This is a genomic window from Rhodococcus sp. 05-2254-2, assembly GCF_002259095.1.
Taxonomy (GTDB): Bacteria; Actinomycetota; Actinomycetes; order Mycobacteriales; family Mycobacteriaceae; genus Rhodococcoides.
Genome location: NZ_NOZJ01000017.1, coordinates 1 through 21,559, shown reverse-complemented (window position 1 = coordinate 21,559; position 21,559 = coordinate 1). Strand labels below are relative to the sequence as shown.

Genomic DNA, 21,559 nt, shown 5'->3' with positions numbered 1-21,559 from the left:
GAATCTCCTTAGTTGACCGCTTCATGGAAGACACCGCGGGCGGGAAAGACGTTCACCCCGACCCGATGCCCGATTTATTACGACACGTCGCAGGTGACAGTAACAGTCGACAGTGGCACCGGTCTCGTCTGCGCCGGTTCGACACGGCACACTTGAGACCACCATGAGCACACAGACCCGTTCGGCAAGCGTTGTCCCGCTTCGTGGGTTCGTACCGTCACTCGAGGGAATGCGTGCCGTCGCGTGTATCGGCATCGTTGTCACCCACGTGGCCTTTCAGACCGGTGGCGCGACCTCGCCGATCTTGGGTCATGTGTGGGGCAGATTCGACCTGACGGTGGCGATCTTCTTCTCGCTGTCCGGATTCCTGCTGTGGCGTCCGCACGCGGCGGCAGCTCGCGGTCACGGGACTGCCCAGCCGATCGGCCGCTATTTCCGTTCGCGGTTCGCGAGGATTCTGCCCGGTTACTGGGTCGGCGTGGTGCTGATCCTGCTGTTTCTACCCGATGCAGGCGGTGACTACCGCGTGTGGCTGGCGAACCTGTCGTTCACTCAGGTGTTCGTGCCGCTGACCCTGACCCAGGGCTTGACGCAGATGTGGTCGCTGTCGGTCGAGATCGCTTTCTATCTTCTGCTGCCGGTGTTCGCCTGGTCGATGGTGCGCCTGCGCGGTGCGGCCGCCGCCCGCCGTATACCGGTCATTCTGGGTGCTGCGGTGCTGACACTGTCGTGGGCATTCGTTCCGGTGTCGACTCCCGACGGCATTCACCATGACAACTGGCTCCCCGGCTATTTCCCGTGGTTCGCGGCGGGGATGCTGCTCGCCGAGATCTCGGTGGGGCCGACGACCTGGGTGCATCGGTTGGCTCGTCGCCGACGTGTCATGGCGTCCATCGCGGTTGCCGCGTTCGCTCTATCGGCAACTCCTCTGGCGGGTCCGCAGGGCTTGGTGCGTCCGGCGGCCTGGCAGTTCGAGATCAAGATCCTGCTCGGCGCGATACTGGCCTTCGCGATGCTCGCCCCGCTGATTCTGGCCGAGGACGGTAGCCGGCATCGCTTCCTCGAGCATCCGGTGATGCTGACGCTGGGCCGCTGGTCGTACGGGCTGTTCATCTGGCATCTGGCTGTGCTCGCCGTCGTGTTCCCGGTGTTCGGCATCATCCCTTTCTCGGGCGGGATGTGGTTCGTGTTGCCGGTGACTCTCGCACTGTCGATTCCGGTGGCAGCGGCGAGCTACGCGCTGGTGGAAGATCCTGCTCGACGACGCTTCGGCCCCCGCAAGAAGGCGGTCAGGGCTTCCGTATCGCCGTGATCGCCAACGCGACGATTCCGATCAGGGACGCCAGCTGCACCCAGTAGGAACCGCCGACGTAGCCGTCGGGAGATCGCCATGGTCCGAGCGAGAGCAGCGCCGGTGCCAGCAGCGTGAGTCCGCCTGCAGTGCATGCCAATACACGTGAGGACGCCGTGCGACCGTGACGGCGGTCCAGGAGCATCGCACCGATGCCGATGACGGCCACGGCCACCACACCGGCGATTCCGGCCAACACGATCGTTGCTCCCAGCAGCGCCACGACTGCGACCGAAACGCTCTGCCACGGCCGCGGCGACGGACCGACATCAGGCGCTCCTCGCGGCCGACTCAGCGCCGCGAACAGCAACGGGATCAGCAGGAGCAGCCCGCCGAAGATACCGAGCCGGTACCAGCGGTCGGTGGTGAAATCCAACGAGATCGTGCCCGACGCCCCCGCCGGAACGATCCAGGCCTGCTGCCACCCGTCGACCACTACCGGGGACAGCTCGAGGCCCCCGGGAGCTGTTGCGCGCCAACCACTGTTGTTGCTCTCCGGGATGACCAGCAAGCGGTCCTCCGTCGCGGAGGTGAGCGTCATCTCGCGGTGATCGGCGCTCCAGGCGGTGGTCCGGGCGGCCTGCGGTGCCGAACTCGTCGGCCAATCGGCTGGGATGGGCATGGTGCGCAACCGAATACCGTCGACGAAGAACGATGCTCCCGGCTGCACCACCACGTCCTGGCGTCCCTCGGGCAGTGATACCGGGTTGACGAAATTCTCGTTCAGCGGGGTGTCGGCGTCGCACACCGACGCCTTCAGCGGCTCGCCCGAACGGAACTGGTCCGCGGTGGCCGTCACCGACGTGCGCACCGTTTGCCCGGCGATGGAGACGATGGGGCCGTCGAAGCAGTCGACGGTGATCCGGCGATCGCCGTCGTACGGTGCGCCGATCGGTTCACCACCGGACAGTGGTGTCACTTCGGCAAAACCCGGTGGTTGAGACTGGATGAAGCCCAACGAGTTTCGGTCCAGGACGCCGTCCCAGTCCACGATCGACAACACGATCCTGTCGGTCACGAACGGTGCCAGTTCGAGAGTCGTCGAGCCGTCGGTGTCGACGTCGCGCACCATCGGGCCGTTGCCGAGGTTGACGGCGACCCGGGTGGGGTGTGCCGGAAGTTCGCCGAGGCTGGGGGTGAGTTCGAGCCCGTCCACCAGTGTGGGAGTAGGCAATTCGATGGTCAAGGTGGGGTTGGTGCCGGCTCGATCGGTGATCGACTTCTCCGGCGCGGTCCAGGACGTGCGCGGATCACCGTCGGTCGCGGCGAATGCCGAACCGTGCAGATCGGCGACGTCCGACGCCCCGCTGGCCAACGGCCGCCCGGGCTGCGCCAGCAGCGCTTCGAGTTCGGGGGACTGACGCGTGCGCACCGTCAGGTCCGGAATGACCGCGGTGCCCATCGGTACGTCGATCGTGCGCGAGAAGCGGCCCAGTTCCTCGGGTGACTTGGACAGCCCACTGCTGCAACGGATTCGATCCTCGATGTCGAGGCACCCGGAACGGCCGGGGAATTCCTGGCCCAGTTCCCAGGCGTCGACGCTCGCCCCGTCGGGAGTCGCGGGCAGCACCGCGCGGTGCACGATCGGTACCTGCGTCGGGTTGTCCCGGTCGGTATAGTCGTCCACCGACACCTCGCTGATGCCGAACTGGCTGCCCCGGGTTCCGTCGACCGTCGACTTCGCGGTGATGCGCAGCCACGGGGTTTCTCCGCCCGGCAGTGACACCGTCATCGGCCCACCCGGCTCGTCGACGCGCGCCGCGGTCGAGCCGTTCGGGGTGGTGATCTCCACCCACTTCACCGGGTCGCCGATCGTCCCAGGGCTGGTACGCATGCGCAGCAGCCCGCCGCGCACCGGAGTATCGAAGTCCAGTTGAAGCCATTGCCCCACAGCGCGTTCGATACCGTTGCTGATCCAGCTGGTAGCCAGATCTCCGTCCACCGCGGCGGCGACACCGCTACCCGGGGCGCTGCCGCCGATCTGCGTTGCGTCCGACGCCGAGCTCGACGCCGTCAGGGTCGCGCCCTCCCACTCGGCGTCCACGGTCTCGGCCCCGTACACCGGGTAATCGGAGACCTCGTTGAGCGAACGGCGCGGCTCGTCGGCGGCCCGCAGTGCAGAACTGTGATTGTCGACCTGACCGAAGTCCGTCTCGCGATTCATCGGGGTGTCGGTCACCGTCACCGAGTTCACGGCGATCCCCGCCGCCGCTGCATCCGAGGCCAGCAGAGTGGGACCCGACGGCACAGGATTGCGAATCCCGTTGTTCCGCCGTTCGTTCGAGCGCAGGATGGACTCCGGACCACCCTGGACCACCGGGACACGATCGAGATCGACGGTGTAGGGACCGGACGCGGGAATGCCTGCCGAATCACCGACCGCGTAGATCTCCACAGCCGGATACGGCGGTCGAAGATCACCGTCGAGTACGACGCCGTCGACCTGACCCGGAGCCACGTCCTCACCGAATTCGGCGACCTTCTCGAGGCCCGGCGAACCGTCGAGCACCTGGTGCACCGACGCGGGACGGGTGGATCGGGAGTCCTCGGGATCGAGGTCGTTGCGCACGACGACGTAGCTGATGCCCTGGCCCAGAAGGGTATCGGCCAACCCGGCCGACGGCCGACCGTCGGCGAACAGTCGTTGCACGGAGTCCAGTGCGCGGATGGCACCGGGCGGGGTGAGCGGTACCGCGTCGCGGACGGCCCAGGGCGTGGTGGCCAACGCCTGCAGTGGTTCGTCTCGGGTCAGTCCCCAGGTCTGCAGGGCGAACGGTGCGCCGGGCACTATCAAGGCCCGCTGCGCGTCGGAACCGTCCGGGCTCGATCCCGAGGCATTCTCGGTGAGCCAGTCCGCGGCGTCGTGCCAGTACTGCGGAACGGCCTCGTACGCTCCTCGGGGCGCGAGCTTGCCCGTCCAAGCCAACGAGGTGGACAGCGTCAAGGCCACGAGGATCAACGCGGTCACTGCCATCATCGGATTTTTCTCGGGATGCGCGACGGCCGATCGCCACTGCGTCCGCGGCGCGGAACCCGGCAGCGGAACTCGGGCCAACAGGTGAGCCAGGCCCAGCACCAACGGTATTCGAATGACCGGCTCGAGTTTGTGGATGTTGCGTAGCGGTGCGCCCGCCGAATCGAGGAACACCCGGACGGCACCCGCGAACGGACCGTCCAGCTCGCCGACGAACCCGGCACCGAGGCCGACCAGACCGACGAACAACATGATCGTCAATCGCCCGCGCGCGGGCATCGAGCGCATCGCCAGGCCCGCGATTCCAGCAGCCGCGATCAGGCCCGTCGCGATGACGGCCGCCGGCTGAGTCACCAGAACCGCACCGGCCACTCGCTCGGGAGAGACGAACGGCGTCCAACTGCCGGTGCCGCGCAGTACCTCCGTCAGTGACGTCCACTGCGTGGTGGTGCCGGACGATTCGATGTAGTCGAGAAACGGTGGAGAGACCTTGCCCAGCAACAGCAGTGGAACGATCCACCACAGCGTCGCGAGCACGAGAAAGCCCGACCACCACGCGCCGAAGACGACCCAACGTTTGTTCGGCCGATGCGACAACATCCAGATGACGGCCACCAGAACGGCGGCGGCGGTGGCGACGGCATTGACTGCGCCCATCAACGCGACCGCGAGCGCCGACTGCGCGGCCGCTCGTCGCACCGTGTACTTCCCGGAGTCGGAGCCGAGATACCGCACCATCGGGATCAGCACCCATGGTGCCAGCATCATCGGCATCGTCTCCGAGGAGATCGACGCGAGGGTGGTGATCACTCGCGGAGAGAGAACAAAGGCCGTCGCCGCGATCAGACGGGAACTGCGGCTGCCGATACCGAGGGCTTCGGCGAGCCGGACGATTCCCCAGAATCCGGCGATGAGCAGCAGCGCCCACCAGATGCGCTGAGTGATCCAGGGCGGGATCGACAGCAGGTCGCCGCCGGCGAAGAACGCACCGTGCGGAAAGAAGTAGCCGTAGGCCTGGTTCTGCACCTGGCCGAGTGGGGCTGCGCTGTTCCACTGATGGGAGGCGCGTTCGAGAAATCCGAGAGGGTTTTGAGCCAGGTCGAACTTGGTGTCGGCGACGGTGAAGCCGGGGACCTGAAGAAAAGTGAGGAGGAACGCCAGAATCGAGACGCCGAAAAGCCATGTACGGCCGAGCGGCTCGGCCGAGATCATCGATTCACGAAAGCGACCAGCGTCAGCGGCTGCCGTACTCAACCTGGTTCAGCAAGGACGAGTCGGCGTTTCCGGAGCGATCGATATCCGGACGAGAGTTGTCGGCTGCGGCTGCGGTGACTCCGAAGACGACGCCCGCACCCAGTACGGCTCCGACGACGGCGGCAATGACACCCGGGACAGCAAACTTCATCTCGGTTCTCCAGTCAGTCGGCTCAGGAAGGAAGCGGGCGAGGTGGACCCTCGCGCGGGCATCACGGTATCACCCGTACCTGCAGCACAGGCCGGTGGACGCGTTACTTGCCGGGGGGAACGATCAGGACGGGTCGATGGCTGTGTCGCAGAACGTGCTCGGCCACCGAACTCTGGAGCAGCGCACGAAGACCGGTGGTGCCTCTCGTGCCGGTGACGATGATGTCGACGTTCATCTCGTCGGCCTTCTCCACGATCGCGCTCCAGATGGCGGTGGTGCATTCGGTGCACTGGCCCTCCACCTTCAGGCCCGCGGCCTCGGCCAGCGCGACGCCTTCGCTGTTGGTCACCTTCGCGTCGGTGAGCGCAACGTCCTCGGCCTCGTCGTCGGGCACCCATTCGGGCTGCATGACGCCGGAGAGGCCGGACATTCGCGCGGCCTGACGCACCATCGGCTCCCACGCGGTGACGACGATCGCACGTGAGGTGGTGAGAAAGCGTCCGGCATAGTCGATGGCGCGTTTGGCATTGTCGGAGCCGTCGTAGGCAATGAGTATGAGGTCTGCGGGCATGGTTCGAGGTCCTCCTCATGTCGCGTTCGTCCAGATTACCCCCATCCCCTTCGGGATCAATGTGGGTTTCAGTCGGTCGGAGTGCAACAAAGCCACATTGATCCGGACCCGGGGTGCGCAAGGAACACCCCCGTCTCGGCTACCGTCGTATTCCATGCGACTTCGGTTTTCGGTTCGGTCCGCTGCGGTGATGACGGTCGGTGTCGGCTTGTTGGTCTCGTGCTCGAGTGAGTCCACGCAGGGCGCGTCGACGCAGACGGCACCACCTGCCTCGACGACGACCGCGGCCGAGACGACGGTCCCGCAACCGCTCCCACCCGTCGACGAGTGCGTGACGTTCGTCGACGGCCTCACCGAGCGTCAGCGACTGGCGCAGTTGCTCACCGTCGGAGTCACCGGAACTGCGGACGCGGTGCAGATCATGTCGACCGAGCAGGTCGGTGGCCTGTTCGTCGGGAGTTGGACCGACGAGTCGATGCTCGGAAATCGGGAAGTACCGCAGGTGCTCGACGCCTCCGCGGTGGCTCCGATGATCACCATCGACGAGGAGGGTGGACGGGTCTCGCGAGTCGCGGATCTGTTGGGAGAGGCACCGTCGGCGCGAGTGTTGGCACAGACGATGTCGGTGGACGAGGCCTATCAGGCGGCGTTGACGCGCGGCCAGGGGTTGAAGGATCTCGGTGTCACCGTCGACTTCGCTCCGGTGGTCGATGTGAGCGCTCAGCCCGATGATTCCGTCATCGGCGACCGGTCGTTCTCCGACGATCCGCAGGTCGTCATCGAGTACGCGGGTGCGTACGCGCGAGGTCTGGAAGACGCAGGCGTCAAGCCGGTCATCAAGCATTTCCCCGGGCACGGTTCGGGATCGGGCGACTCGCACACCGGCGCGGTGACGACGCCGTCGCTCGACGAGTTGAGGGCCAAGGATCTCCTGCCGTTCGCGGCGTTGAACAACACCGGCGTCGGCGTCATGGTCGGGCACCTGGATGTGCCGGGACTCACCGAGCCGGGTGTGCCGGCGAGTATCAGCCCGGCCGCGATGGCGTTGTTGCGCGACGGCGTCGGATACGGTGCCGCACCGTTCGACGGCCCGATCTTCACCGACGACCTCAGCGGCATGGCGGCGATCACGGCGAGGCTCGGGATCGTCGACGCGGTCGAGGCGGCGTTGGTTGCGGGAGCAGATGTGGCGCTCTGGCTCACCACCGATCAGGTGCCCGCGGTGTTGGACAATCTCGAAGACGCGGTGGCGACGGGACGCCTCGACGCGGCGCAGGTGGACGAGGCTGCGGCGACGGTTGCCCGGTTCAAGGGGGCGTGCGGGGCCTGATTGTGCGGTACTGGACCTTACTGTGGAGTAACGTCTAGTACTTCGTACGTATTGGAGGGTCCATGGCTGGCGGCACCAAGAGATTGCCCCGCGCCGTCCGCGAGCAGCAGATGCTCGACGCGGCGGTGGATGTGTTCTCCGACAACGGTTTTCACGAGACGTCGATGGATTCGATCGCCAAGAAGGCGGCCATCTCCAAGCCGATGCTCTATCTGTACTACGGGTCGAAGGACGAGTTGTTCGCGGCGTGTATTCATCGCGAGGGCGTCAAATTCGTCGAGGCCCTGACTCCTGCTGCAGACCCGACGCTGACGCCGCGCGAGCAGCTGCGCAAAGCGCTGATCGGCTTCCTGGGATTCGTCGGCGAGAACCGGAAATCGTGGATGGTGCTCTACCGTCAGGCGATCGGCCAGCAGGCGTTCGCCTCGCAGGTGCAGAGCAGCCGGGATCGGCTGATCGAGCTGACGGCCGGTTTGCTCGCCATGAGCACGAGGGATCCGGAGCAGTCGCAGAATTTCGGGCTGATGGCCGTCGCGTTGGTCGGGGCAGGCGAGGCCGTGGCCGACCGCGTGGCGGGCGGCGAAATCGAGGTCGACGCCGCAGCGGACCTGTTGGAGAACCTGGCCTGGCGCGGCCTGGCGGGAAAGAAGACCGCCACGACTTAGGCTCCTGCCGAACTCGAAGTTATGGACGAAAATCCTAGGAAATCCGTCCATAACTTCGAGTTCGAGCCAGCTACCGCAGCGTTCCCGTCAGATGCGGGTAGCCCTTCTTCGGGTTCTTCAGCGACAGGTCCCAGCCGGTACCGACGGCGTCGGCGTAGGCGTTGATCGTCGCGGGCAGGACGATCGGCTTGCCGAAGCGGATGCTGTAGTTCACGGCTTCCGGAATTCGACCCTCGACGGTCTGCAGGACGGCTGCCGCGCTCCACATTCCGTGCGCGATGGTCTTCGGGAATCCGAATGCCTTTGCGCCGAGCGAGGATACGTGAATCGGGTTTCGGTCTCCGGAGATGGCCGCGTACCGGCTGATGATCCGCTGATCGACGCGCAGGGTGCGGGTCGGGGGCGGCGGGACCTCGTCGGCGGGCGGTGCCTCACGGGGTCCACCGGACAGCGAGGTCTTCTGCAGGCTCAGGAAGCTCGAGGTCTGCTTCCAGACCAGTTCCCGTCCCACTTTGACCTCGCTGATCAGGTCCACCAACAAACCCTTGCGATGCTCGCGCAGATTCTCCGCGTGCACTCGGATGTCCAGCGGTTCGGAAGCGGAGATGCCACGGAACTGCTCGATGACGTTCTCGGCGTGTACCGAACCGATGGCCGCGAACGGAAAGCCCTTGGACACCATCAGTTTCATCACCGTCGGGAAGACGAGGGTGAAGGGGTAGGTCACCGGGAGCTGATCGCCGAATCGCAGCCCCGTCGCCCGGCAGTACCCGGCGAGGTTGTCGGGGTCCACCCGCAGGCCCTTGAGTTCGTACACCGTGTTCGGCACCGACGACGACCGGGATCCGAGGAACGGCAGCGCGCCGAGCGCAGCCGAGGTGTAGATGTCGGAGGTCTTCGGCTGCGCGGTGAGCGTGACGGTGCTCATGCGCCGAGCAGGCTCTGGCCGCACACGCGCACGACCTGGCCGGTGACGGCGTTCGATGCGGGAGAAGCGAAGTACGAGACCAATTCTGCGACGTCCACGGTCTCGCCGCCCTGCAGCAGCGAGCTCATGCGGCGTCCGGCCTCACGGGTGGCGAACGGGATTGCCGCGGTCATCGCGGTCTCGATGAAGCCAGGTGCGACGGCGTTGATGGTGATGTTCTTCTTCGCCAGCACCGGTGCGGATGCATGCACCAGGCCGATGACGCCTGCCTTGGAGGTGCCGTAGTTGGTCTGGCCGCGGTTGCCTGCGATGCCGGCGATGGAGGAGACGTCGACGACGCGGCCGCCCTCCTTGAGTGCGCCGGATGCGACCAGCTCGTCGGTGATGCGCTGCGGGGCAGCAAGATTGACGCCGATGACCGAGTTCCAGCGGGCGTCGTCCATGTTGGCGAGGGTCTTGTCACGAGTGATGCCTGCGTTGTGCACGATGATGTCGGCTCCGCCGTGACGCTCGAGCAGGTGCTTCGAGAGGACCTCTCCGGCGTCGGGGGAGGTGACGTCGAGTGCGAGCGAAGTGCCGCCCACCTTGTTGGCCGTCTGCGACAGTGCTTCTCCGGCAGCGGGAATGTCGGCTGCGATGACGGTCGCTCCGTCGCGGGCGAGGACCTCGGCGATGGTGGCACCGATGCCGCGGGCCGCTCCGGTGACGACGGCTACCTTGCCTGCGAGCGGCTTGTCCCACGAAGCCGGTGCCTGCGAGTCGGCGTCTCCGACGGTGATGACCTGGCCGTCGACGAAAGCGGACTTGGCCGAGAGCAGGAAGCGGAGGGTGGATTCGAGTCCGGACAGGCCGGTCGACGCCTTGGGGGAGATGTAGACGAGCTGCGCCGTGGCGCCGCGCTTGACCTCTTTGCCGACGCTGCGCGTGAAGCCTTCGAGGGCGCGCTGAGCGATGTGCTCGTCGACGCTCCAGGTCTCCTCCGGCGTCGTGCCGATGACGACGACGCGAGCGGACGGTGCCAGGTTGCGGATGACCGGCTGGAAGAACTTGAAGAGCTGCTCGAGCTCGGCGACATTGCCGATTCCGGTGGCGTCGAACACCAGTCCACCGTGCTTGTCGTCGTGCGGCTGCGACTGCGGGTAGTCCGACAGCAGCTCACGCAGCGGCTCGACGAGGCGGCCACTGCCACCGATCAGGACCGGTCCGGCCAGCGGCGGCTCGCCTGCCTTGTAGCGGCGCAGCTTCTCGGGCTGCGGCAGGCCTGCCTGCTTGGCGATGAAGGCTCCCGGCGCGGACGCGAGGAACGTTGAGTAGAGATCTGGGGCTCCCTTGGAGGCTGCCACTGTCGTACCTTTCATTCAGCGCTGCTCGCTCGAGGAGCGAGGCGCACGACCGGGTGTCGACAACCAACTTACTCGCCAGTAAGATGAAACTCCACCAGGGCCTTTTTCGACGATGTTTGGAGACGTCAGTGACAAGCAAGCAGCTACGACCGGTCGCAATCGTCGGTGGCAACCGCATTCCTTTCGCGCGCTCGGACAAGAAGTACGCGCTGGCGTCCAACCAGGACATGCTCACCGCGACCATCGACGGGCTGGTCTCGCGATTCGGTCTGCAGGGCGAGCGCCTCGGTCTCGTCGCGGCCGGTGCCGTGCTCAAGCATTCACGCGATTTCAACCTCACTCGCGAGGTCGTACTGGGCAGTGCATTGAGCCCGTACACCCCGGCCTTCGACATCCAGCAGGCCTGCGGCACCGGCCTTCAGTCGATCATCGCCGTCGGCGACGCCATCGCGTCGGGCCGCATCGATGCCGGTATCGGCGGCGGTGTCGACACCACCTCCGACGCTCCGATCGGCGTCAACGACGAACTGCGCGAGTTCCTGCTCTCCCTGAACCGGGCCAAGAGCACCACCGACCGCATCAAGCTTCTCGGCAACGTCCGTCCCGGCATGCTCGGCATCGAGATCCCGCGCAACGGCGAGCCGCGCACCGGCCTGTCGATGGGTGACCACGCCGCCATCACCGCCATGGAATTCGGCGTCCGCCGCGAGGACCAGGACGAACTGGCCGCAGCGAGCCACAAGAACATGGCTGCCGCCTACGACCGCGGCTTCTTCGACGATCTGGTGACGCCGTTCCTCGGCCTGACCCGAGACGACAACCTGCGTCCGGGATCGAGCGTGGAGAAGCTCGCGACGCTCAAGCCGGTCTTCGGAACCAAGCTGGGCGACGCCACCATGACGGCCGGAAACTCCACGCCGCTGACCGACGGTGCCTCGGCTGCGCTGCTGTCGAGCGACGAGTGGGCTGCCGAGCGCAACCTGCCGGTGCTCGCGCATCTGGTCGATTCCGAAACCGCTGCAGTCGATTACGTCCACGGCAACGGCTCGTTCAAGGACGGCCTGCTGATGGCTCCGACGTACGCGATTCCGCGTCTGCTCGCTCGTAACGGCCTGACGCTGCAGGACTTCGACTACTACGAGATCCACGAGGCGTTCGCTTCGGTGGTGCTCGCAACTCTGCAGGCCTTCGAGAGCGACGAGTACTGCAAGGAGCGGCTCGGCCTCGACAGCGCACTCGGTTCCATCGATCGCAGCAAGCTCAACGTCAACGGCTCCTCGCTCGCAGCGGGTCACCCGTTCGCCGCGACCGGCGGACGCATCGTGGCCTCGCTGGCGAAGATGTTGGCCGAGAAGGGCTCGGGCCGTGGCCTGATCTCGATCTGCGCGGCCGGTGGCCAGGGCGTCACCGCGATCATCGAGCGCTGATCACTGCAGCCTCGGCTGCTCACGAATCGGGGGACACAGGGTCGGCGGATCCGGTAATCGAGGGGTTTTCGGATCTGCCGACCACGACATGAAAAAGGGGCACGCATACGCGTGCCCCTTTCTCGTGTGATCAGCCGGGTATGCCGCTTTCCGGCGGGGTCGATTCTTCGCCGGTGTATTCCTCCACAGCCGAATCGCCGATGTCCGTCTGCAGTACCGGAGTCAGGTACTCGGGCACTCCGCCGCGGATCTGGAAGACACTGGCACCGGAGATACCGAGGTGACTGTCTTCCGAGTACCGGAACGGAGCCAGTTGTGGTCCCTCGAAGTCCATTCCGCCGTCCTGGATGGCTGCGACGATGCCCTCACGGGTGGGATTCTCACCTGCCGCCTCGAGTGCCTGCACGAAGGCGTAGGCCTGGCTCAGACCGTAGATCCGGTAGTTCGTCAGTGGATCACCGGTTCCGTTCTCCGCCCACACCTTCTGCCACAGTTGGGTCCACGGATTCTCCGGAGAGTCGACGCCCGGGATGTACTCCAGCGAGATCATTCCTTCGAGCGACTGTGCGCCGTCGGTGACCGCACCCTGCGAAAAGCGGCCGAGCAGTGAGCCGACGAGGTCGACGTCGGAACCGATCGAGCTGTAGAACCACTCGGGGTCGTAGTTGAGCCGCATGGCGGTCAGCTGGCTCAGCGCGGTGTACGAGGGCACGTTGAAGCCGAGGATCAGATCGGCTCCGGCACCTTGCAGGGCCGCGATCTGAGGTGCGACATCGGTGTTGCCCGAGGTGTAGCGCACGACCTCGACGATCTGGTCGTCGAGATACTGGCGAACCGCTTCCTCACTGTCTCGGCCGAGGTCGTCGTCCTGGAGGAACAGTCCGACCTTGGCGTCGGGCCGGTTCTTGGTCACCCAGTCGCCGATGATCTTGCCCTCGACCTGGTAGTCGGGCTGCCAGCCGAACGTGTTGGGGTACTTCTCTGGATCGTTGCCCCACATGATCGCGCCGGAGGAGACGAACAGGTCCGGCACACCCTCCTCGTTGAGGAAGTCGATGACAGCGCTGTGGGTCGCGGTGCCGAGTCCGCCGACGACGGCGAACACCTCGTCCTGCAGGACGAGTTCGTTGACCACCTGGGTGGTGGTGGTCGGATCGTACGAATCGTCTCGAACCACGTACTCGATCTGCCTGCCGTTGATGCCGCCCGCGGCATTGACGTAATCGAAGTAAGCCTGGGCGCCCGTGGGGATTTCGCTGTAGCCGGGAGCCGCGACCCCGGTCAACGGGAAGTGGGCACCGATCTTCACCGACGTGTCGGTGATGCCGACCGTCGATCCTTCCGAGGACTCCGTCGCCTCGTCTCGGCCACCTGCACCGCACGCCGCGGCCAACGAGACGACGGCGACGAGTGCGGTCGTTCTGAACGCCACCGATCCGAACTTTTTCATTTCATTCCTTTTCTGGTTGTACGTAACTTGCGATACGTGCCCACCAAACCCAGTGGGGCGAACAGGATGACGAGGACGGTGAAGATTCCGGTCACCAGTGGTGCGAGTTCGGCCGATTGCAGACTGCTCAGCCCCAGATCGAGTCCGAGGTTGGTCACCACCGGCGGGATGTAGGTCAGCAGAACGGCCCCGATCAATGCGCCGGACAGGGTTCCCAGTCCACCGATGACGACGGCGGAGAGCAGGGTCAGCGAGAGGGTCAGGGTGAAGCCGCTCGGTGCGGCGATTCGTGCCGACATCGCCAGCACTGCACCGCCCGCGCCGGCACAGGCCGCACTGACCACGAATGCGAGGATGCGTGCGCGGCCCAGGTCGATACCGGACAACTCGGCGGCGACCTCGTCGTCTCGGACGGCCCGCCAGCGACGTCCGATTCGGCTCGACGAGATGTTGGCCAACAGGAAGAACACCAGCACGAGCAGTATCCAGCTGACGTACGCGACGAATTTCGTTCCGCTGAGCTCGTTTCCGGTGACGAAGAACATCATGTCGTCGATCAGCTCCGGCACTTTCGGTGCCGGGACGACGAGGCCTTGTTCGCCGCCGAGGTAGTCCGAGAAGTACAGGGCCAGGCCCGGTACGGCGACGGCGAGCGCCAGCGTCGCACCGGCCAGGTACGGCCCGTGCAGTCGGGCGGCGGCCACTCCGACCACGATGCCCACCACTGCCGAGATCACGGTGGCGGCAAGCAGGACGAGGGGTACCGACCATCCCGAATCGTTGGCGCGCAACATCAATGCTGCGGTGTACGCACCGACCGCCATGAACGCGCCGTGCCCCAGGGACAGCTGGCCGCTCAACCCGGTCAGCACCGTCAGTCCGCCGGCAGCGATCGCCAGGTAGGCGACGGACGTGAGTTGGCTCTGACGGAAGGTGCTCAGAGATTCGAGGGCGAGCACGATGACGACGAGCCCGATGACAGCGCCCAGGAAGTGGCGTCGAACCGGTGTTGCGGTGAGGCGAGTGAGAGTCGCGTTCATGTCATACCCTCCTGGCCGCGGAGCCGGCGAAGAGCCCGCTCGGTCGCAGCAGAAGCACGACGATCAGGATCACCAATGCCGCGCTGGAGACCAGATCCTGACCGAGATAGCCGCTGACGAAACTGAGCCCGATGCCCATCAACAGTCCGCCGACCACTGCGCCCGCCGGGCTGTCCAGTCCGCCGAGAACTGCTGCGACGAAACCGAATACGACGATCGAGTCCATGTAGCCCGGATGTACCAGCGAGCCACCTGCGATGAGCAGACCCGCCAGCGAACCGACCACTGCGGCCAGAGCCCAACCGAGAGTGAGCATTCGGCTCACGCGGACTCCGAGGAGTTTCGCGACCTCCTGCTCGAAGGCGCTCGCGCGCATCTTCAGTCCCAGATCGGTGAACCGGAAGAGCAGGATCAGCAGTCCCAGGACCACGAGGACGGCTATGATCTTGAAAATGTCGTAGCCGGTCAACGCCACGTTCATGTCGCCGATCCGCTGCCCGGTGAGGCCGAACGGTGCGGGGAAGGAACGGAATTGGTTGCCGAAGATGATGGCGGCCACCGCGTGGATGATGATGAACAACCCGAGCGTGAGAATGACCGGGTTGATGTGCGACGAGCTGTCGACGAACCGGATGACGAGTCGCTCCGTCAAGGCTCCCAGGAGCAGGCCGCACAGCAGCGCGACTGCGAATCCGATCCAGTACGAGTAGCCGGCGTCGATGACGACCAGTGCCACGTACGTGGTGATCATGGCCATCGGGGCCTGGGCGAAGTTGACGATGCGGGTCGATCGCCAGATGAGGACGAGGGCGAGCGCGAACGCGGCGTAGATCATGCCTGTCGTCACGCCGTTGATGAGGATGGTGAGCAGTTGTTGCACTGTGGCAGGCGTCCTTTCGGCTCTAGAACCCGAGGTAGGCGTGTCGGAGGGCGTCGTCCCCGGCCAAGGTGTCGGCGGGACCTTCCACCGCGACCTTGCCCAGATCCAGAACGACGGCGTGTTCGGCGATCGACAGCGCGCTGCGAGCGTTCTGTTCGACGAGAACGACGGTCATCGACTCGGAGTCGACGAGCCCGCGCAACGTCTCGAATATCTGTGCGGCGACTTTCGGTGCGAGTCCGAGAGAGGGCTCGTCGAGCAGAAGCACCGACGGTGTCGCCATCAGTGCTCGGCCGATCACCAGCATCTGCCGCTCTCCGCCGGACAGGGTGTGTGCGGAGGACGTTCGACGGCCGGTCAGGGGCGGAAACATGTCGTAGATGCGGTCGAGGGTGACGGCGTCGTGACTTCGGTTGCGTCCCATCGCACCGAGTCGAAGATTCTCGTCGACGGTCAACTCGGCTATGACGCCACGTCCCTCGGGAACGTGCGCAAGACCTTTGCGGGACATGCGATCCGGTGCCACGCCGACGATGTCGGCCCCGGCGAGTTCGATCCTCCCCGATACCGGTTTCAGCAATCCCGAGATGGTTCGCAGCAAAGTCGTCTTCCCTGCTCCGTTCGCGCCGAGTACGGCGGTGACAGCTCCGGCCGCGACGGTCATCGACACCGAGTCGAGGGCGGTGACCGGGCCGTAGCGAACGGTCAGATCGGTGATTTTCAGGTGTGCCGCGTCAGTCTTCATGTGCCACTTCGTTTCCGAGATATGCCGCCAGTACGGCAGGGTCCTCGCGGATCTGATCGGGCGTTCCCTGTGCGATGACCTTGCCGAAATCCAGCACGTAGATTCGGTCGCACACGCTCATCACGAGATCCATGTGGTGTTCGACGAGCATCACCGATGTTGCGGGTCTTTCCGGTTCGGAATCGGTGGGTGCCGTTGCGAGCGATCGGATCTCGTCGCCGAGCTCGCTCATTTCGTCACTGGACAGACCCGAGGCGGGTTCATCGAGCAGGAGCAATGTCGGTGCGCTCACCAGGGCGCGTGCGAGCGCAACGCGTTTGCGCACCGCGTACGGCAGGCTCGGTGGCAATCGGTGCGCATAGCCGTCGATGCGCAGGCGTTCGAGAGTGGCCATCGCGGTGGAACGGACGGCGGCATCGTCGGAGGCGCTCGACGGTAGGCCGAGGAGGCCGGCGACGATCCCGGTGTGCGCTGTCCGGTCGGCACCGACCATGACGTTGTCCAGCACGGTCATCCGATCGAACAGTCCGAGTCCCTGGAGAGTTCGGCTCATGCCGAGCCGGGGAAGGTCGTGCGGTCGTAGCCGGGTCAACGGTTCGCCGAGTCGTCCGAGTGTTCCCGATCGGGGACGAACGAGTCCGCACGCGACGTTGAACAGAGTCGTCTTGCCCGCACCGTTGGGCCCGATGACGCCCAGAACTTCGCCGGGTCGCACCTCGAGACTGACTCCGGACAGCGCGACGATGCCGCCGAAGGACACCTCGATGTCCGCCATGGTGAGGACCGGGTCCTTCGTTTGGAGAGAGTTCAAGTGATCCACCTCACAATCTGTTGCGTTCACTATGGTGCGTTTCGCACAACGGGCGATATGGGCGCTGCGCACAGAATGTTTGGGTCCCTGGGCACCAGTAACGGTCAAATCGACCTGTCATGTGGGCTCAGTGCGCAAAACTGTCCAGGTGGGTGCTCCCGATGGTCGACGCGCATCGGCGCGTTCGGCTGCCCGCGGAGCGGTGACGGACTCCGACCAGGAGAAAATTCGGAGTGCGTGGGCCGCGTTGACTCCACGGGCCGACGCGATCGCCGACTCCATCACGCTGGCGCTGATCGAGCAGGAGCCCGCCTACCTGGCCAGTTCCACTCCGGACATCGCCGGCGAGATCAGGCGCAGTACCCGTGAGCACATCAATCAGGGCCTTCGCACGTTGTCGGGGCTACGTACCGCGAACGACAACACCCGCGAGGTGTGGCGTCGTACCGGCAGGGAGCGTGCACGCCAGGGCATTCCGATGGAGTTGGTGCTCAAGGCGTACACGCTCGGGAGTCGGACGCTGTGGGAGGAGTTGATGCTCGAGCGCGAGCAGCGTCGAACCAGGATCGACGAGCATCTGCTTCTGGTGGCCGGTCAACAGTTGTGGCGTGCGCTCGACAGTCAGTACGAGACTCTCGTCGAGGCATACCGCCAGGAAAGCGCTCGAATGCAGCAGCGGGATATCGCCAACGTTCTGGTGATACTCGACGGCCTCCGATCGGGGCGAGGTGGCGATCCGGCATTCGTCATGGAAGCTCGTGCCACTCTTGGCCTTTCGGCATCGCAACAGATCGCTTGTGTGGTCGGACCGCTGGACGATCAAGGGTCGCCGCCGCTCCCGGCACCCGAGGACGCGTTGGATCAGATCGGTGCAGTCTCGCATTGGAACACCAGGGACGGCCACCAGTTCGCGCTCGTCGCACTCGGAACCGGATCGTGGAACTCCGTCGTCGACGCGCTCGCTGCTCGGGCTGTCGGGCCGGTGGGGGTCGCGCATTCTCCGGAGGGACTGTCGTCGTTCGCGGCGGCGTACCGCCTTGCGGCATTGACAGCCGAGACCATCACCGAGGACAGCGGCGTTGCCTTGGCGACGGACCGACTGCCCCGCGTGATCATGGCGGCCGACGACCAGTCGTCGGAGTTGCTGGTTCGCCACGCTCTCGGAAAGTTGTGGACGCACCCGGAGCCGCATCGAGGAACGCTGCTCGACACCCTGGCGCACATGCTCGCGTCGGACGGCTCGCCCACCAACGCCGCCAAGGCGCTCTACTGCCACCGAAACACCGTGATCTACCGGGTTCACCGGATCGAGGAGTTGACCGGGCACGATCTGACCGATCCGCGAGATCGGCTCTTGCTCACCCTCGCGCTGGTCAGGACGGGACATTGGGCCCGAGCCGTCGGGCAAGGGGACAGTTCGACGACCCGTGGATCATTCAACCGAATGAATTGACGAGACAATTTCGCAGTCGTTGTAACGAGGTGGCACAGCCTGCATATATTCCAGTTGGCTCCGTGCTGCTGCCTGACCCCCGACCCGGCAGCAGCGCGGAGCCTTTGTCGTTCCTGCGCCGATGGTCTCCGAGTGAGCGTCACCGTTCGGTTTGCGTAAGCTCGTGCCGGGGGTACGCCGTGCAGAAGGGCGGAACGAACAACCAACGGTGGTCCTGGAAGGGTCGAACGTGAGCGAGGGCAACAGTAGGTCGGGTGACGCACCCAATGGTGCCGAACCGAAACCCGACGTACCGCCGTACGACGCTCCCACCGAGGTCTTCGGTGCGATCGGCGACGAGGCGGCCGGTCCCGAACATGCATCCGACGCCGAGCAGATCCCGGAAACGGAGCCCGAGCCGGCATCCGAGGTGGAAGCCGACACCGCTGAGCCCGAGTCCGACGACGCGGAATCCACTGTCGCAGACCCGGCCGTCGACGATGTCGAGACCACCGAAACCGCCGTCGCCGCTGAGGCTGGGGACGCGAAGCCCGATGCGGTCCCGGCCCCTCCACCGCCACCCGCAGCCGACGAATCGCCGACGATCGCGCAACCCGTTGTTCCCGCAGAGGCCGATGTTCCTGCTGAGACCGTTGCTCCTGCGCAGACCGTTGTTTCTCCCCAGTCCGAGTCGCCGGTCCAGCCACCGGTGATTCCGCCGGAGGACGGAGCGCCGCAGGCCGCCGACGGGTCCGGGTTCGTGCCGCCGTGGCGGAAGATCGCGATCGGGACCGGCGCGGTGGTTGCGGTTCTCACGCTGCTGTATGCGGCGGATTGGATCACCTCCAGCGACCGGGTACCCCGTGGTGTGACCGTCGCCGGGATCGAGGTCGGCGGCAAGAGCCACTCCGACGCCGAAGAACTCCTGCGCTCGGAGCTCGGTGCGCGCGCCGAGCAGCCCGTATCGGTCGACGTCGGCGACCGACAGGTCGAGGTACTGCCTGCCGCTGCCGGTCTCGGTGTGGACTGGAACGCCACGCTCGACCGCGCCGGATCGCAACCGATCAACCCGATCACTCGACTGACATCGTTCTTCGGCAGCCGCGAGATCGGCGTCGTGTCGACCACGGACGAGCAAGCGCTCACCGCTGCCGTCGATGGCCTGCGGGTCGAAACCGACCGCGACCCCGTCGAAGGCGACGTCGTGTTCGACGGCAGCACACCGATTGCCGTCGCGCCGTTGGCCGGTCGGATACTCGACGCCGACGGGACGCGTCGCAACCTGCAGACCGAATGGGCCTCGGGCGCAACGGAAGCGGTGTACGAGTCCACTCCCGTTACGGTGACCCAGGAAGCCGTCGACCAGGCGCTGGAGAACATCGCCGCACCTGCGGTGGAGGCACCGGTGATTGTCGCCGGTCGCGAGAACGTCGACGCGACGCTGCCGACGGATCGGGTGGGCGAGGTTCTCCGCTTCGACCCCGACGGCCAGGGCGGACTGACCCCGATCTACGACACCGACGTCGCCACAGGCATTCTCGCGCCGCAACTCGTGCGCACCGAGGTACCGCCGAGGGACGCGTCGTTCACCTTCTCCGGCGGTGCACCGACCGTCGTCCCCGGAGAGATGGGCGAGCTGGTCGAGTGGCGCAAGACCCTCGAGCAGTTGCCTGCCCTGCTGTCCGCTGACGGACCCCGCACCACCGAGGCGATCTACGAGCCGGCCCCGCCCGCTCTCACCACCGAAGCCGCGCAGAATCTCGGTGTGCGAGAAGTGATTGCCGAGTACACCACCGGCGGGTTCGAGTACGCGTCGGGCGTCAATATCGGGCTGACGGCGCAGATCGTGAACGGTGCGCTCGTGAAGCCGAAAGAAACGTTCTCGCTCAACGAGTACACCGGTCCGCGAGGTACCGCGCAGGGCTTCGTCGAGTCGGGGATCATCGACAACGGTCGACCCGATCGCGCCGTCGGCGGCGGCATCAGCCAGTTCGCGACGACGCTCTACAACGCGTCCTACTTCGCCGGTATGGAAGACACCGACCACACCGAGCACAGCTACTACATCAGCCGATACCCCGAGGCGCGCGAAGCGACGGTCTTCGAAGGTGCCATCGACCTGAAGTTCACCAACCCGAACGACACCGGTGTGGTCATCCAATCGTTCGCCGACTCGTCCAGCGTCACCGTCCGACTGTGGGGAACCAAGACGGTCGACGTCGAATCGATCACCGGTTCGCGAACCAACTTCACCTCACCCGACACGGTGACACTGCCCGCAGGCGCAGGCTGCGTCGCGTCCGGTGGAGGCCAAGGATTCACCGCCAGTGACACCAGGGTGATCAGCGATGCCGCGTCGGGCAGGGAAATTTCGCGGAACACCCGAACGGTGAAATACGACCCGATCCCCATCGTTCGATGCGTTCAGCCCGATCGCCCGGCACCCGCGGCGGACCCGGCTCCGGAACCGGAAGAAGACGAGTGATGCTGCAACCGCGAGAGGGTCATTCGAATCACGTCGATTCGGACTGTGGCGTTGCCGCCCGATCGGGTGTTTGCTTGCAGTGGGTGTTCGCTCGTCGGAACTGTGCCCACGCGGGGTTGCATCACAAGATCGAAAGGGAGCTTCGTCCATGACGCTCACACGTACCGTCCTCGATCAGCAGACGCTTCGTGAGGCGTACGCGCAGTTCCCGAGCGGAGTGGTCGCGATCGCCGCGAAGATGGACGGCGTCCTGGTGGGCTTGGCGGCCAGCAGCTTCGTATCGGTGTCCATCGACCCGCCCCTCGTCGCGGTGTGCATCCAGAACACGTCGACGACATGGCCGAAACTCGAGTTGGCACCCAACATCGGCGTCAGCGTTCTCGGCGAGGCACACAACGACGCCGTCCGTACCCTGGCAGCCAAGACCGGTGACCGATTCGCCGGCCTCGACCTCACCGTCACCGACGGGGGAGCAGCCTTCATCGTGGGGGCCACCGCATGGCTCGACACCACCATCGAGCAGCAAATCCCCGCGGGCGACCACGCAATAGTGTTGCTGCGCATACATTCCCTGGACGTCCAGAGTGAAGTGAACCCAATCGTGTTCCACGGCAGCAAATTCCGCAAACTGCAGCAGTAGCGGCGGCAGCGTTGTGCGGCGTTGCCGCTGCGGCGTTGTGCGGCCGGCTGCGGGCTGATGCCCTGGTCGGTTGCACGGCGTG

Annotated in this window: 17 protein-coding genes; 7 read left to right on the top strand and 10 right to left on the bottom strand. The window is 65.6% G+C overall.

Annotation, left to right across the window (positions count from 1 at the left end; translation table 11 throughout):
* Positions 1 to 163 precede the first annotated feature (163 nt).
* Positions 164 to 1,312, top strand: a complete 1,149-nt coding sequence (locus CH283_RS19490) for an acyltransferase family protein (RefSeq protein WP_255183267.1) — start codon at positions 164 to 166, stop codon at positions 1,310 to 1,312.
* Here the strand turns inward: CH283_RS19490 and CH283_RS19485 are convergent.
* From CH283_RS19485 to CH283_RS19475, 3 genes are all read right to left on the bottom strand, one after another.
* Entirely contained in the window at positions 1,290 to 5,537 is a 4,248-nt protein-coding gene (locus tag CH283_RS19485) for an alpha-(1->3)-arabinofuranosyltransferase (protein WP_094639208.1), read from the bottom strand. The genes CH283_RS19490 and CH283_RS19485 overlap by 23 nt on opposite strands.
* A gap of 22 nt (positions 5,538 to 5,559) precedes the next feature.
* Complete coding sequence (locus CH283_RS19480) at positions 5,560 to 5,730, bottom strand: DUF2613 domain-containing protein (protein ID WP_082073827.1); 171 nt, start codon at positions 5,728 to 5,730, stop codon at positions 5,560 to 5,562.
* Positions 5,731 to 5,833: 103 nt separating this feature from the next.
* A complete protein-coding gene (locus tag CH283_RS19475) occupies positions 5,834 to 6,301 on the bottom strand; it encodes a universal stress protein (protein ID WP_094639207.1) in 468 nt (155 codons plus the stop codon).
* Between the two features lie 154 nt (positions 6,302 to 6,455).
* On the opposite strand from CH283_RS19475, the gene CH283_RS19470 reads away from it, so the two are divergent.
* Entirely contained in the window at positions 6,456 to 7,631 is a 1,176-nt protein-coding gene (locus tag CH283_RS19470) for a glycoside hydrolase family 3 N-terminal domain-containing protein (protein WP_094639206.1), read from the top strand.
* A 62-nt stretch (positions 7,632 to 7,693) separates the two neighbouring features.
* Entirely contained in the window at positions 7,694 to 8,296 is a 603-nt protein-coding gene (locus CH283_RS19465) for a TetR/AcrR family transcriptional regulator (RefSeq protein ID WP_032396646.1), read from the top strand.
* 70 nt (positions 8,297 to 8,366) lie between these two features.
* Here CH283_RS19465 and CH283_RS19460 read toward each other — a convergent pair whose 3' ends face one another.
* The gene (locus CH283_RS19460; protein ID WP_094639226.1) at positions 8,367 to 9,224 is read right to left on the bottom strand and encodes a MaoC/PaaZ C-terminal domain-containing protein; all 858 of its coding nucleotides are present in this window, start codon (positions 9,222 to 9,224) and stop codon (positions 8,367 to 8,369) included.
* Positions 9,221 to 10,567, bottom strand: a complete 1,347-nt coding sequence (locus tag CH283_RS19455) for a 3-oxoacyl-ACP reductase (protein WP_094639225.1) — start codon at positions 10,565 to 10,567, stop codon at positions 9,221 to 9,223. The genes CH283_RS19460 and CH283_RS19455 overlap by 4 nt, the downstream gene beginning before the upstream one ends.
* Before the next feature lie 83 nt (positions 10,568 to 10,650).
* On the opposite strand from CH283_RS19455, the gene CH283_RS19450 reads away from it, so the two are divergent.
* Positions 10,651 to 11,994, top strand: a complete 1,344-nt coding sequence (locus tag CH283_RS19450; RefSeq protein ID WP_094639205.1) for an acetyl-CoA C-acetyltransferase — start codon at positions 10,651 to 10,653, stop codon at positions 11,992 to 11,994.
* Positions 11,995 to 12,124: 130 nt separating this feature from the next.
* Here CH283_RS19450 and CH283_RS19445 read toward each other — a convergent pair whose 3' ends face one another.
* The 5 genes from CH283_RS19445 to CH283_RS19425 are packed head-to-tail and all read right to left on the bottom strand — an operon-like array spanning position 12,125 to position 16,920.
* Positions 12,125 to 13,444, bottom strand: a complete 1,320-nt coding sequence (locus tag CH283_RS19445; protein ID WP_094639204.1) for an ABC transporter substrate-binding protein — start codon at positions 13,442 to 13,444, stop codon at positions 12,125 to 12,127.
* Positions 13,441 to 14,484: a branched-chain amino acid ABC transporter permease gene (locus CH283_RS19440; RefSeq protein ID WP_068049160.1), complete on the bottom strand. Its 1,044-nt coding sequence runs from the start codon at positions 14,482 to 14,484 to the stop codon at positions 13,441 to 13,443. Before CH283_RS19440 ends, CH283_RS19445 begins: the two co-directional genes overlap by 4 nt.
* Position 14,485: 1 nt before the next feature.
* Positions 14,486 to 15,364, bottom strand: a complete 879-nt coding sequence (locus CH283_RS19435; protein ID WP_094639203.1) for a branched-chain amino acid ABC transporter permease — start codon at positions 15,362 to 15,364, stop codon at positions 14,486 to 14,488.
* 22 nt (positions 15,365 to 15,386) lie between these two features.
* A complete protein-coding gene (locus CH283_RS19430; protein WP_068049166.1) occupies positions 15,387 to 16,109 on the bottom strand; it encodes an ABC transporter ATP-binding protein in 723 nt (240 codons plus the stop codon).
* Complete coding sequence (locus CH283_RS19425; RefSeq protein WP_255183266.1) at positions 16,099 to 16,920, bottom strand: ABC transporter ATP-binding protein; 822 nt, start codon at positions 16,918 to 16,920, stop codon at positions 16,099 to 16,101. Before CH283_RS19425 ends, CH283_RS19430 begins: the two co-directional genes overlap by 11 nt.
* 148 nt (positions 16,921 to 17,068) lie before the next feature.
* Between CH283_RS19425 and CH283_RS19420 the strand changes: the two genes are divergently transcribed.
* The 3 genes from CH283_RS19420 to CH283_RS19410 all read left to right on the top strand — a co-directional run bounded on the left by CH283_RS19420 (position 17,069) and on the right by CH283_RS19410 (position 21,477).
* Complete coding sequence (locus CH283_RS19420) at positions 17,069 to 18,373, top strand: PucR family transcriptional regulator (RefSeq protein ID WP_231893769.1); 1,305 nt, start codon at positions 17,069 to 17,071, stop codon at positions 18,371 to 18,373.
* 229 nt (positions 18,374 to 18,602) lie between these two features.
* A complete protein-coding gene (locus tag CH283_RS19415; RefSeq protein ID WP_255183265.1) occupies positions 18,603 to 20,837 on the top strand; it encodes a VanW family protein in 2,235 nt (744 codons plus the stop codon).
* 148 nt (positions 20,838 to 20,985) lie between these two features.
* Positions 20,986 to 21,477, top strand: a complete 492-nt coding sequence (locus CH283_RS19410) for a flavin reductase family protein (protein WP_094639202.1) — start codon at positions 20,986 to 20,988, stop codon at positions 21,475 to 21,477.
* The last annotated feature ends 82 nt before the right edge of the window (positions 21,478 to 21,559 follow it).

Excerpts from the sequence above, each read along its gene's own strand:
- CH283_RS19450 (WP_094639205.1), top strand. The coding sequence starts at position 10,651 with ATGAAACTCCACCAGGGCCTTTTTCGACGATGTTTGGAGACGTCAGTG.
- CH283_RS19440 (WP_068049160.1), bottom strand. The coding sequence starts at position 14,484 with ATGAACGCGACTCTCACTCGCCTCACCGCAACACCGGTTCGACGCCAC.
- CH283_RS19465 (WP_032396646.1), top strand. The coding sequence starts at position 7,694 with ATGGCTGGCGGCACCAAGAGATTGCCCCGCGCCGTCCGCGAGCAGCAG.
- CH283_RS19485 (WP_094639208.1), bottom strand. The coding sequence starts at position 5,537 with ATGATCTCGGCCGAGCCGCTCGGCCGTACATGGCTTTTCGGCGTCTCG.
- CH283_RS19430 (WP_068049166.1), bottom strand. The coding sequence starts at position 16,109 with ATGAAGACTGACGCGGCACACCTGAAAATCACCGATCTGACCGTTCGC.
- CH283_RS19445 (WP_094639204.1), bottom strand. The coding sequence starts at position 13,444 with ATGAAAAAGTTCGGATCGGTGGCGTTCAGAACGACCGCACTCGTCGCC.
- CH283_RS19460 (WP_094639226.1), bottom strand. The coding sequence starts at position 9,224 with ATGAGCACCGTCACGCTCACCGCGCAGCCGAAGACCTCCGACATCTAC.
- CH283_RS19480 (WP_082073827.1), bottom strand. The coding sequence starts at position 5,730 with ATGAAGTTTGCTGTCCCGGGTGTCATTGCCGCCGTCGTCGGAGCCGTA.
- CH283_RS19475 (WP_094639207.1), bottom strand. The coding sequence starts at position 6,301 with ATGCCCGCAGACCTCATACTCATTGCCTACGACGGCTCCGACAATGCC.
- CH283_RS19410 (WP_094639202.1), top strand. The coding sequence starts at position 20,986 with ATGACGCTCACACGTACCGTCCTCGATCAGCAGACGCTTCGTGAGGCG.
- CH283_RS19470 (WP_094639206.1), top strand. The coding sequence starts at position 6,456 with ATGCGACTTCGGTTTTCGGTTCGGTCCGCTGCGGTGATGACGGTCGGT.
- CH283_RS19490 (WP_255183267.1), top strand. The coding sequence starts at position 164 with ATGAGCACACAGACCCGTTCGGCAAGCGTTGTCCCGCTTCGTGGGTTC.